At 30.7% G+C, this 13,109-nt stretch carries 11 protein-coding genes; 6 read left to right on the forward strand and 5 right to left on the reverse strand.

The annotated features are described in order from the left end of the window. Positions 1-137: 137 nt before the first annotated feature. The 5 genes from ccoG (at position 138) to cmeC (ending at position 7,923) form a co-directional block, all read left to right on the forward strand. Positions 138-1,514 carry a cytochrome c oxidase accessory protein CcoG gene (gene ccoG / locus AJ882_RS07235; RefSeq protein ID WP_002858753.1) on the forward strand — a complete coding sequence of 459 codons (1,377 nt, stop codon included), beginning with the start codon at positions 138-140 and terminating at the stop codon, positions 1,512-1,514. Continuing rightward, positions 1,501-2,133, forward strand: a complete 633-nt coding sequence (gene cmeR / locus AJ882_RS07240) for a multidrug efflux system transcriptional regulator CmeR (protein ID WP_002866632.1) — start codon at positions 1,501-1,503, stop codon at positions 2,131-2,133. The genes ccoG and cmeR overlap by 14 nt, the downstream gene beginning before the upstream one ends. A gap of 93 nt (positions 2,134-2,226) precedes the next feature. Then, entirely contained in the window at positions 2,227-3,330 is a 1,104-nt protein-coding gene (gene cmeA / locus AJ882_RS07245; RefSeq protein WP_002859458.1) for a multidrug efflux RND transporter periplasmic adaptor subunit CmeA, read from the forward strand. Continuing rightward, positions 3,330-6,452: a multidrug efflux RND transporter permease subunit CmeB gene (gene cmeB, locus AJ882_RS07250; RefSeq protein ID WP_002867772.1), complete on the forward strand. Its 3,123-nt coding sequence runs from the start codon at positions 3,330-3,332 to the stop codon at positions 6,450-6,452. Before cmeA ends, cmeB begins: the two co-directional genes overlap by 1 nt. Then, a complete protein-coding gene (gene cmeC, locus AJ882_RS07255; protein WP_002867771.1) occupies positions 6,445-7,923 on the forward strand; it encodes a multidrug efflux transporter outer membrane subunit CmeC in 1,479 nt (492 codons plus the stop codon). Before cmeB ends, cmeC begins: the two co-directional genes overlap by 8 nt. Positions 7,924-7,945: 22 nt before the next feature. Here cmeC and cmeU read toward each other — a convergent pair whose 3' ends face one another. Beyond that, positions 7,946-8,197, reverse strand: coding sequence for a CmeU family protein (cmeU, locus tag AJ882_RS07260; protein ID WP_002857293.1), 252 nt, complete (start codon positions 8,195-8,197; stop codon positions 7,946-7,948). A gap of 127 nt (positions 8,198-8,324) precedes the next feature. On the opposite strand from cmeU, the gene AJ882_RS07265 reads away from it, so the two are divergent. Continuing rightward, the gene (locus AJ882_RS07265; protein ID WP_011049669.1) at positions 8,325-9,695 is read left to right on the forward strand and encodes a coproporphyrinogen III oxidase family protein; all 1,371 of its coding nucleotides are present in this window, start codon (positions 8,325-8,327) and stop codon (positions 9,693-9,695) included. On the opposite strand, the gene hemJ is transcribed toward AJ882_RS07265, so the two are convergent. The 4 genes from hemJ to AJ882_RS07285 form a co-directional block, all read right to left on the reverse strand. Continuing rightward, complete coding sequence (gene hemJ, locus AJ882_RS07270; RefSeq protein ID WP_002854237.1) at positions 9,669-10,121, reverse strand: protoporphyrinogen oxidase HemJ; 453 nt, start codon at positions 10,119-10,121, stop codon at positions 9,669-9,671. The two genes, AJ882_RS07265 and hemJ, sit on opposite strands and share 27 nt — an antisense overlap. Further along, complete coding sequence (gene lspA, locus AJ882_RS07275; RefSeq protein WP_002858678.1) at positions 10,105-10,575, reverse strand: signal peptidase II; 471 nt, start codon at positions 10,573-10,575, stop codon at positions 10,105-10,107. Before lspA ends, hemJ begins: the two co-directional genes overlap by 17 nt. Further along, positions 10,568-11,905 carry a phosphoglucosamine mutase gene (gene glmM / locus AJ882_RS07280; protein ID WP_002854369.1) on the reverse strand — a complete coding sequence of 446 codons (1,338 nt, stop codon included), beginning with the start codon at positions 11,903-11,905 and terminating at the stop codon, positions 10,568-10,570. Before glmM ends, lspA begins: the two co-directional genes overlap by 8 nt. Positions 11,906-11,998: 93 nt before the next feature. Further along, positions 11,999-13,024: a cytochrome-c peroxidase gene (locus AJ882_RS07285; RefSeq protein WP_002854298.1), complete on the reverse strand. Its 1,026-nt coding sequence runs from the start codon at positions 13,022-13,024 to the stop codon at positions 11,999-12,001. Positions 13,025-13,109: the final 85 nt, after the last annotated feature.

Raw genomic sequence — 13,109 nt, forward strand, 5'->3', positions numbered from 1 at the left:
AAATTTTTGTTGTGAAATATAATTATAAAACACTTCTTATTAATTCTAACTTAGAAAGCATTTAAAAATTGTTTTAGTTTTTATCGGTTATAATCCTTAATTACAAAGTGCTAAAAAATTATAATTAAGGTCTAAAAATGCAAGGACACATTACAAACTATACAAAAAAACGATATTTTGTATATTTAATTGCAAGTATTATCATATTTTCCCTACCTTTCATAAGAATTAATGAGAATCATTTTTTTCTTTTAAGTTTTGATCATTCTAAATTAAACCTATTTTTTATTTCTTTTTCAACACAAGAATTTTATCTCATGCCTTTTGTTCTTATATTTCTTTTTTTATTTATTTTTTTTATTACAACTTTAGGTGGAAGAATTTGGTGTGCTTGGAGTTGTCCACAAACGATTTTTAGAGTTATATATAGAGATATCATACAAACTAAATTTCTTAAAATTCGCAAAAATATCAATAACAAACAAAAAGAATATGAGAGGCAATATTTTAAAAAATTTCTTGGAGTAATAATTTTTTATTTTATATCTTTAGTTGCTGTTAGTAATTTACTTTGGTACTTTATTCCTCCTGAAGATTTTTTCAATTATATTCAAAATCCTGGCGAGCATCTACTTTTACTTGGAATTTTATTTTGTGCTAGCTTACTTTTTACTTTGGATATTACCTATTTACAAGAAAAATTTTGTGTTTATGTCTGTCCTTATGCAAGAATACAATCTGTAATGTTCGATCATGATACAATGCAAGTGATCTACGATGAAAAACGCGGGGGCTTGATCTATGATGGACACACCAAACTTCATAAAAAACCGCCTGAGGGAGAATGCATAGGTTGCGAAGCCTGTGTTAGCATCTGTCCAACTCATATTGACATACGCAAAGGAATGCAACTTGAATGTATTAATTGTCTTGAATGTGCCGATGCTTGCTCTAAGGTTCAAAGCAAATTTAATCGTCCAAGTTTGATCAATTGGACAAGTGCAAAAGCTATTGAAACGCGTTCTAAGGTTCATTATTTAAGATTTAGAACGATAGCATATTTTATAGTTCTTCTAATTGCTTTACTGGCTTTAATCATCATGGGAAGCAAAAAAGAAAGCATGCTTTTAAATATCAATCGTAGTAGTGAATTATATAATATTTCAAATGTTAAAGGTGAATTAGTCATTTCAAATGCTTATACCTTTTTGTTTCAAAATACAGATTCTAAACCTCATGAATATTATTTTACAGCAAATTTAGAAGGAATAAATGATGGAATTGAAATCATAAGACCAAACAAACCTTTTAAATTAAAAGCAGGAGAACAAGTCAAAAAAATAGTTGTTATCAGGGCTACAAAAAATTTAGCAAATAATGATAAAAAAGACGTAATCTTTCCTTTACATATAAAAGCTTACGCAAAGGATAATGAAAAAATTTCGGTTTTTAGAAAAAGTATATTTGTATACCCTAAAAGCACTCTTATAAAGGATAAAAATGAACTCAAATAGAACACCATCACAAAAAGTTTTAGCCAGACAAGAAAAAATCAAAGCAGTGGCCTTAGAGCTTTTTTTAACAAAAGGATACCAAGAAACAAGTTTGAGTGATATTATTAAATTATCTGGAGGATCTTATTCTAATATTTATGATGGTTTTAAAAGTAAAGAAGGGCTATTCTTTGAAATTTTAGATGACATATGTAAAAAACACTTTCATCTTATTTATTCCAAAACACAAGAAATTGAAAATGGCACTTTAAAAGAAATTTTAACTTCTTTTGGTTTAGCTTTTATAGAAATTTTCAATCAACCAGAAGCTGTAGCTTTTGGTAAAATTATCTATTCTCAAGTTTATGACAAAGATAGACATCTTGCCAATTGGATAGAAAACAATCAACAAAATTTTTCCTATAACATACTTATGGATTTTTTCAAGCAACAAAATAATTCTTATATGAAAAAAAATGCAGAAAAACTTGCTGTTCTTTTTTGCACTATGTTAAAAGAACCTTATCATCATCTTAATGTTTTAATTAATGCTCCTTTGAAAAATAAAAAAGAACAAAAAGAACATGTTGAATTTGTTGTAAACGTTTTTCTAAATGGGATCAATGGATCCAAAGCTTAAAAATAATTTTATTAACCAAAATTAAGATATAATTAGCCAAAAATTTTTGTAATAAATATTACAATTTTTAATTTAATTTTTCAAGGCAAAACCATGAAATTATTTCAAAAAAATACTATTTTAGCTTTAGGTGTTGTGCTTTTACTCACTGCTTGCAGCAAAGAAGAAGCACCAAAAATACAAATGCCGCCTCAACCTGTAACAACCATGAGTGCTAAATCTGAAGATTTACCACTTAGTTTTACTTACCCTGCTAAACTTGTCAGTGATTATGATGTCATTATAAAACCTCAAGTTAGTGGCGTAATAGAAAATAAACTTTTTAAAGCTGGAGATAAAGTAAAAAAAGGACAAACATTATTTATTATAGAACAAGATAAATTTAAAGCTAGTGTTGATTCGGCTTACGGACAAGCTTTGATGGCTAAAGCAACTTTCGAAAATGCAAGCAAGGATTTTAATCGTTCTAAAGCTCTTTTTAGTAAAAGTGCAATCTCTCAAAAGGAATACGACTCTTCTCTTGCTACATTTAACAATTCAAAAGCTAGTCTAGCAAGTGCTAGAGCACAGCTTGCAAATGCAAGAATTGATCTAGATCATACCGAAATAAAAGCTCCTTTTGATGGTACTATAGGAGATGCTTTAGTTAATATAGGAGATTATGTAAGTGCTTCAACAACTGAACTAGTTAGAGTTACAAATTTAAATCCTATTTACGCAGATTTCTTTATTTCAGATACAGATAAACTAAATTTAGTCCGCAATACTCAAAGTGGAAAATGGGATTTAGACAGCATTCATGCAAATTTAAATCTTAATGGAGAAACCGTTCAAGGCAAACTTTATTTTATTGATTCTGTTATAGATGCTAATAGTGGAACAGTAAAAGCCAAAGCTATATTTGACAACAACAACTCAACACTTTTACCAGGTGCTTTTGCAACAATTACTTCAGAAGGTTTTATACAAAAAAATGGCTTTAAAGTGCCTCAAATAGCTGTTAAACAAAATCAAAATGATGTTTATGTTCTTCTTGTTAAAAATGGAAAAGTAGAAAAATCTTCTGTACATATAAGCTACCAAAACAATGAATATGCCATTATTGACAAAGGATTGCAAAATGGCGATAAAATCATTTTAGATAACTTTAAAAAAATTCAAGTTGGTAGCGAAGTTAAAGAAATTGGAGCACAATAATGTTTTCTAAATTTTTTATCGAAAGACCTGTTTTTGCTTCAGTTGTTGCAATTATCATTTCTTTAGCTGGAGCTATAGGTCTTACAAATTTACCTATAGAACAATATCCTTCTTTAACCCCTCCTACAGTTAAAGTAAGTGCAACTTACACAGGAGCTGATGCACAAACCATTGCTTCAACAGTTGCAAGTCCTATCGAAGATGCAATCAATGGCGCAGATAATATGATTTACATGGATTCAACTTCAAGTTCTTCAGGAACTATGAGTTTGACTGTTTATTTTGATATCGGTACAGATCCTGATCAAGCCACCATAGATGTTAATAATAGAATTTCAGCCGCAACTGCAAAAATGCCAGATGCAGTTAAAAAACTTGGAGTAACAGTTAGAAAAACTTCCTCAACAACACTTGCTGCAATTTCTATGTATTCAAGTGATGGCTCAATGAGTGCAGTAGATGTATATAACTATATCACTTTAAATGTTTTAGATGAGTTAAAAAGGGTTCCAGGAGTTGGAGATGCAAACGCTATAGGAAATCGTAATTATTCTTTAAGAATTTGGCTCAAGCCTGATTTATTAAATAAATTTGGAATCACAGCTACTGATGTAATTTCTGCGGTTAATGACCAAAATGCCCAATACGCAACTGGTAAAATTGGCGAAGAACCTGTAACCCAAAAATCCCCTTATGTTTATTCAATCACTATGCAAGGAAGACTACAAAATCCTAGTGAATTTGAAAACATTATTTTAAGAACAAATAATGATGGATCATTTTTAAGACTTAAAGATGTAGCTGATGTGGAAATAGGATCACAACAATACAGCTCACAAGGACGATTAAATGGCAATGATGCAGTTCCAATTATGATCAATCTTCAATCAGGGGCAAACGCATTGCATACAGCAGAACTTGTTCAAGCCAAAATGCAAGAACTTTCAAAAAATTTTCCAAAAGGTTTAACATATAAAATTCCTTACGATACAACAAAATTTGTAATAGAATCAATCAAAGAAGTTGTTAAAACTTTTGTTGAAGCTCTAATTTTAGTTATCATTGTTATGTATATGTTCTTAAAGAATTTCCGTGCAACACTTATTCCTATGATAGCTGTACCTGTTTCATTGTTAGGAACTTTTGCTGGACTTTATGTTTTAGGTTTTAGTATTAACTTGCTTACGCTTTTTGCTTTAATTTTAGCCATAGGGATCGTTGTAGATGATGCGATTATAGTTGTGGAAAATATTGATAGGATTTTACATGAAAATGAGCAAATAAGCGTAAAAGATGCTGCTATCCAAGCGATGCAAGAAGTTAGCTCTCCGGTTATTTCAATTGTTCTTGTGCTTTGTGCTGTTTTTGTACCAGTTTCTTTTATATCAGGTTTTGTTGGAGAGATTCAAAGACAATTTGCTCTTACCTTAGCTATATCTGTAACCATATCAGGTTTTGTTGCTCTTACCTTAACACCTTCTTTATGTGCACTCTTTTTGCGACGCAATGAAGGAGAGCCATTTAAATTTGTAAAGAAATTTAATGATTTTTTTGATTGGAGTACCTCTGTATTTAGCGCAGGAGTAGCATATATCCTAAAAAGAACCATTCGTTTTGTTTTAATTTTTTGTATTATGCTTGGAGCAATTTTTTATCTCTATAAAGCAGTACCAAATTCTTTAGTTCCTGAAGAAGATCAAGGTTTGATGATTAGCATTATTAATCTTCCTTCAGCTTCAGCACTCCATAGAACAATTTCAGAGGTTGATCACATAAGCCAAGAAGTTTTAAAAACTAATGGAGTTAAAGATGCAATGGCTATGATAGGATTTGATCTTTTTACAAGTTCACTCAAAGAAAATGCCGCTGCAATGTTTATAGGTTTGCAAGATTGGAAAGATAGAAATGTAAGCGCTGATCAAATTATAGCCGAACTTAATAAAAAATTTGCTTTTGATCGCAATGCTTCAAGTGTATTTATAGGCTTACCTCCTATACCTGGATTAAGTATCACAGGCGGTTTTGAAATGTATGTTCAAAACAAAAGCGGAAAAAGCTATGATGAAATACAAAAAGATGTAAATAAACTTGTTGCTGTGGCCAACCAAAGAAAAGAGCTATCAAGAGTAAGAACAACCCTTGATACAACTTTCCCTCAATACAAGCTTATAATTGATAGAGATAAATTAAAACACTACAATCTTAACATGCAAGATGTTTTTAACACGATGAATGCAACTATAGGCACTTATTATGTTAATGATTTTTCTATGCTAGGTAAAAATTTCCAAGTAAATATCCGCGCAAAAGGTGATTTTAGAAATACACAAGATGCGTTAAAAAATATTTTTGTAAGATCAAATGATGGAAAAATGATACCACTTGATTCTTTCTTAACTTTACAAAGAAGTTCAGGGCCTGATGATGTAAAACGATTCAACCTTTTCCCAGCAGCACAAGTTCAAGGTCAACCCGCACCAGGTTATACTTCAGGCCAAGCTATAGAAGCGATTGCTCAAGTAGCAAAAGAAACTTTAGGGGATGATTATTCGATAGCTTGGAGTGGATCAGCTTATCAAGAAGTTTCTAGTAAAGGAACAGCAAGCTATGCTTTTGCTTTAGGCATGGTATTTGTCTTTTTAATCCTAGCTGCCCAATATGAAAGATGGCTTATACCTTTAGCAGTTGTAACAGCTGTGCCTTTTGCGGTATTTGGATCATTTTTATTGGTATATTTAAGAGGATTTAGCAATGATATATATTTTCAAACAGGACTTTTGCTCTTGATTGGACTTTCAGCTAAAAATGCTATCTTGATCGTAGAATTTGCAATGGAAGAGCGCTTTAAAAAAGGTAAAGGGGTTTTTGAAGCAGCTGTTGCAGCAGCAAAACTTCGTTTTCGTCCTATCATAATGACTTCTTTGGCATTTACTTTTGGGGTCTTGCCAATGATTTTCGCAACAGGAGCAGGAAGTGCTTCAAGACACTCTTTAGGAACAGGGCTTATTGGTGGAATGATCGCAGCATCAACTTTAGCGATATTCTTTGTGCCTTTATTTTTCTATCTTTTAGAAAATTTTAATGAATGGCTAGATAAAAAAAGAGGTAAGGTTCATGAATAAAATAATTTCAATTAGCGCTATAGCAAGTTTTACTCTTTTGATTTCAGCTTGCTCTTTAAGTCCAAATTTAAATATTCCCGAAGCAAACTATAGCATTGATAATAAGCTTGGAGCCTTATCCTGGGAAAAAGAAAACAATAGCTCTATCACAAAAAATTGGTGGAAAGACTTTGATGATGAAAATTTAAATAAAGTGGTTGATTTAGCACTTAAAAATAATAATGATTTAAAACTTGCTTTCATACACATGGAACAAGCTGCTGCTCAATTAGGTATAGATTTTAGCAGTTTGTTGCCAAAATTTGATGGTAGTGCAAGCGGAAGTCGTGCAAAAACAGCTATAAATGCTCCAAGCAATCGAACTGGGGAAGTAAGTTACGGTAATGATTTTAAAATGGGACTTAATTTAAGCTATGAAATCGATCTTTGGGGAAAATATCGCGATACATATCGCGCCTCAAAATCAGGCTTTAAAGCAAGTGAGTATGATTATGAAGCTGCAAGACTTTCTGTTATTTCAAATACAGTTCAAACTTATTTTAATCTTGCAAATGCTTATGAAAATGAAAATGCTCTTAAAGAAACCTATGAATCGGCAAAAGAAATTTATAGGATTAATGATGAAAAATTTCAAGTTGGTGCTGTAGGTGAATATGAACTTGCTCAAGCAAGAGCCAACTTAGAAAGTATGGCTTTGCAATATAATGAAGCAAAGTTAAATAAAGAAAATTACCTTAAAGCTTTAAAAATTTTAACTTCAAATGATTTAAATGACATACTTTACAAAAATCAAAGCTATCAAGTTTTTAATCTTAAAGAATTTGACATTCCAACTGGAATTTCAAGTACCATCTTGCTTCAACGTCCAGATATTGGCTCTTCTTTAGAAAAATTAACTCAGCAAAATTATCTTGTTGGAGTAGCCCGCACGGCTTTCTTACCTAGCCTTTCTTTAACAGGATTATTGGGATTTGAAAGTGGGGATTTAGATACCTTGGTTAAAGGAGGTTCTAAGACTTGGAATATAGGTGGAAACTTTACTCTGCCTATTTTTCATTGGGGTGAAATTTACCAAAATGTAAATTTAGCTAAGCTTAATAAAGATGAAGCTTTTGTAAATTATCAAAATACTTTGATTACTGCTTTTGGAGAAATTCGCTATGCTTTAGTAGCTAGAAAAACTATACGCTTACAATACGATAATGCACAAGCAAGCGAACAATCTTACAAAAGAATCTATGAAATTGCTAAAGAACGCTATGATATAGGAGAAATGTCTTTGCAAGATTATTTAGAAGCACGTCAAAATTGGCTTAATGCTGCCGTTGCTTTTAATAATACTAAATATTCTTATGCCAATTCCATAGTAGATGTAATCAAAGCATTTGGTGGAGGATTTGAGCAAAGTGAAGATACGAGTAAAAATATAAAAGAAGAATCAAAAAATTTAGATATGTCTTTTAGAGAATAGTTTGTTCTATTCTCTAAATAAATTAAAAATCTTTGTCTAAATCTGCATCTGTAATTTCATAAGCCTTGTAAATAGCAGGCAATAATTTTCTTATAGCATAATCAAAATGATAAAATTGCTTATATACCTCTTCTGGATTTAAATTTTTAGCATTCTTAAAATCAAATACTTCAGTATTATTGATTTTGGCAATATTTTCATCAAAATAAGAGTAAAACTCTGCTCTTTGTTTAAACAAAGCATTTAAATTTTGAACAATTTTGGCTTTATCCATTTTATATCCTTTTTAAATAATTTAAAAACTTAATCCCATTTTTTATTTAAGAAATAAAAAATTTACTCCTATTTTAGCTAAAAATTGATAAAGTTATGTCTTAAATATTTTAATATATAGGCCACTTATGAATTTATTTCAAAATTTAGCTTTAAAATACTCTCATACTATGATGGAAAAATCCCTTCAAAAAGGTTTCAATGTCGAACTTTTAAAACAACCCAAAGAAAAAATTCCAAAACAAGACAAAAGCTATATGCTTTATGCTCATGTACCTTTTTGCCATACCTTTTGTCCTTATTGTAGCTTTCATAAATATTATTATGATGAAAATTTAGCCAAAGTATATTTTCAAAATCTTAGAGAAGAAATTAAAATCATGAAAGATAAAGGTTTTGATTTTACCTCCATGTATGTGGGTGGTGGTACAACACTGATTGATGAAGAGGAATTATTAAAAACCTTAGAACTTTGTAAAAAGTTATTTAATATAAAAGAAATTTCATGCGAAAGCGATCCAAATCATATTGATCCAAATAAGCTTTCTATGTTTAAAGGTATAATTGATCGTTTAAGTTGCGGGATTCAAAGTTTTGATGATGAAACTTTGAAAAAAGTGGCAAGATATAATAAATTTGGTTCATCTAAAGAACTTCAAGAAAAAATTTCAAAAGCTTTAGGAATTTTACCTATTTTTAGTATAGATCTTATTTTCAATCTTCCAGGACAAAACGAAAAACAACTTTTAAATGACTTAGAAATTGCTAAAAATTTAGCCCCGCAACAAATCACAACCTATCCTTTAATGAAATCAAATCTTACCAAAGATAATATCGCTAAAAGTCTAGGAGTGAGCATTAAAGATAATGAATTTACTTATTATCAAATCATACGAGAATTTTTTAAAGACTATACCCAAAACAATGGTTGGAGTTTTTCTTTAGAAAAAAACAAGCTTAATGACGAATATGTCAGTTCTCATCATGAATACCTAGGAGTAGGCAGCGGAGCTTTTAGCTTTTTAGATGGGGAGCTTTTAATCAATGCATTTAATCTAAATGATTATGCTAAATTTATACAAGAAAAACAAAATGCTAATATAGCCAAAGCTTGTTTTGATAAAAAAGAAATTATCAAATATGTCTTTTTAACTGAAATTTTTTCAGGGAAAATAGAAATTGATAAATTTAATAAAACTCTAAATTGCAATCTCGAAAAAGAACTTTTCATAGAACTTTTAGGACTTAAAACAAGTGGTGCCATCATAAAAGATCAAAATGCTTTAATCGCAACTGAATTTGGTCAATATCTTTTTGTGGTTTTAATGAAAGATTTTTACACAGGAATGGATCTTGTGCGCGCAGTATTTAGAGATGATAAGCGTCTTAAAAATAAAGATTATATCGATATCATGAAAGAAAATATTGATCCGCTTAACTCCGCTAGTATGGAATTTAAAAGCGGAGACAAACTAAAAGGGACGAACAACCATCATTAAAGCGATGATAATAAACATTATAGTTGGAAATTCATTATAAATTCTAAAATATTTTCCACTTTTAGTAGAAGTATCATTTGCTAAAGCTTTTAAACAATAATAATTATGTATATGAAAAATAATCAAAAGTGTAACACAGGTAAGTTTAACATGCATAAAACCCGCACCTACCATTAAAACTTCCTTATGAGCATGCAACATTAAACTTCCTGTGATTAAAGTCACAATCATTGCAGGAGTTTGTATATAATAATAAAGCTTTCTTTCTTGAATTTTTACAACCTCGACAAAACCTTTATTGTCTTTATGTTCAGCATGATACACAAAAAGACGAGGTAAATAAAAAAGACCCGCCATCCAAGAAACAAATGCCAAATAATGCACCCATTTAATCCAAAAATAATAATCATTAATCCATTCTGTCATCTTTTTTCCTTTTTTTAAATATTTCTTGTATTAAAATCAAAGCCACACTTATATTTATCATGACATCTGCAACATTAAAAATAGCAAAATTAAACCATTTATGCCAAAAAAACATATCCACTACACCTCCATGTATAAAACGATCCAATAAATTTGAAACGCCGGCACCAAGCATCATTCCAAAAGCTATGCTATGAGTTTTTAAAAGTGTTCTTTGCCAAAAAAGATAAATAAAAAGCACGCCAATTAAAGCAAGATGTAAATATTTTAAATTATGTTCTAAAAAACTCAACATTGAAAAAGCTACGCCTGTATTTAGAGCATAAGTTAAATCTAGGTATTCACTCTGCCATCTAAATCCTGCTAAAGTTAAGGATTTTACCCATTGATCAAGGGCAAAAACCAAAACAAAGGCACCCCAAAAATAAAAAATAAATTTAAAAGTTTTAGCCATTTAAAGCTTTCTTAAAAAACTCCACAACATTTTTCATTTCTTTTTCTAAGAGCTTAATATCTCTGGCTTCTAGTAAAAGTCTTATCAAATTTTCTGTTCCAGAATAGCGAAATAAGGTATTAATATTTTTATTTTCTAAATCTTTTTTTAATTCTTTTAAACCTTTAATTTTATCTAAATCTTTTTTTTCTGCAATTTTAAGATTGATTAAAAGCTGAGGATAAGGTTTAACTTGACCCAAAATAGAACTTGCAGATTTTTTCTTAGAAAGCATTAAAGCACTAAATTGCAAGGCAGCTATCAAACCATCTCCAGTTTTTGCATAATCGCTAAAAATAATATGCCCACTTTGTTCTCCACCAAAATTTCCACCATTGGCTTTTAGTTTTTCAAGCACATATTTATCGCCAACATTACAAGTATCAAGTTCTATACCATGTTTATTTAAAAACTCTTTTAAAGCACCATTACTCATTATAGTAGCCACAACACTTGATTGTAATTTACCTTGTTCTTTAAGATAAAGTGCCAATACGCCCAATAAACTATCCCCATTAGCCACTTCGCCTTTTTCATCTACAACCACCAAACGATCTGCATCACCATCAAAAGCAAAGCCCACATCTGCACGCAAACGCTTTACCTCAGCAGCTAAGTTTACAGGATGCAAAGCTCCACAATTTTCATTGATATTAAGTCCATTAGGTTTATCACTCATTACTATAACTTCAGCGCCTAATTCCTTAAAAACAGTAGGTGCTACCTTATAAGCTGCCCCATGAGCCACATCTAAAACAACACGCAAAGACTTTAAAGTAAGATCTTTTGGAAAAGAATTTTTAATAGAAACAATATATCTTCCTATAACATCATCAATTCTTTTTGCTTGACCAATTTTTTCCATATCTACCTTAGAGGCTTGTATAAGCTTATCATCAAAATAAATTTCTTCTATTTTTTTCTCTATATCTTCACTGAGTTTATTTCCATGAGCATCAAAAAATTTAATACCGTTATCATAATAAGGATTGTGAGAAGCTGAAATCATAATCCCTGCGTCACAACGCATATCTTCAGTTAAGAATGCAATCGCAGGAGTTGGCATAGGACCAATTTGTATAACATTATATCCTATAGAAGTAAGCCCTGAAACAATAGCATTTTCTATCATATAGCCACTTCTTCTTGTATCTTTTCCTACTAAGATATTATTAGTAATACTTTTATCTTTAAAATAAATACCCGCAGCCATTGCTAAACGCATAGCCAAAAAACTATCTAAAAATTCACCCGCTTTTCCACGAACTCCATCAGTTCCAAAAAGTCTCATTGCAAACCTTTCTAGCAAAATTTAAAGACAATTATAACAAAGCTAAGATAAAGAAATTTAAACAAGCTCTAAAAATAGAGCTTGTTTGGAACCTTATAGTTCAGGTTTAGGAGTTTTTTCAGTAGAAATAGGAAGTTGTGGATAAACAATTGCTGGTTTTGTTCCTGTTAAGGATTTTAAGAAAGTTTCAATACTTTTTGCTTCTTTATCAGAAATTTTAATGCCAAGTTGCACACTACCCATTTCCTTAATAGCATCTTTTAGATTCCAAATAGCGCCATTATGAAAATATGGAGCAGTTTCAGCAACATTTCTTAAAGTTGGAGTTTTTACCATGCCATTTGCATCACCTTTAAAATCACCTAAATTTGCAAATTTATATTTACCAGCAACTTCAAACGCTTGCATATTGCCACCTAAATTCACACCATTATGACAAGCTACACAACCCTTGTCTATAAAAAGCTTTAAGCCTTTTTGCTCTTCTTTTGTTAAAGCTTTTTCATCGCCTTCTAAAAATTTATCAAAACGAGATGGAGTGATCAAGGTTCTTTCAAAATTTGCAATTGCATCAGCAATATTGTCAAAATTTACACCACTTTTACCATAGATTTTTTTAAACTCACTCACATATTCAGGCAATGATGAAATTTTTTCTACTGCGAGTTTAGCAGGAGTTGCCATTTCAGGATCAGCTTGGATTGGACCTTTAGCTTGATCGGCTAATGTTCCTGCACGACCATCCCAAAATTGAGTATTATTTAAAACCGCATTATAAACTGTTGGTGAATTTAAATGATGGGGATTTGCTGTCCATTTATGACCTATTGCAGTACTAACCCCATCTGTTCCACCAAGTCCTACATTGTGACAGGTATTACAAGAAATGATACCACTTTTTGAAAGGCGTGGTTCAAAATAAAGCTTTTTGCCAAGCTCTGCTTTTTCAAGAGTAAATTCACTAGCCTTTACTCCATTTTGTTTTAAAATTTCATCAACACCTTTTTGATCTTTTGGCAAGGCAACAAGACCTGAATTTTTAGCTTCATCTATAAGACTTGCAGCATTTAAGCTTGAAAAAGCAACTAAGGATGCGATTAGCAATGCTTTTACTTTCATTTATAAACTCCTATTAAAGATAAATTAAAATAAAATAATAATTATTTAGAGCTTAAATAAAGATAAATATTATTAAAAAATATTT

The organism is Campylobacter sp. BCW_6461 (assembly GCF_001762735.1).
Taxonomy (GTDB): domain Bacteria; phylum Campylobacterota; class Campylobacteria; order Campylobacterales; family Campylobacteraceae; genus Campylobacter_D; species Campylobacter_D jejuni.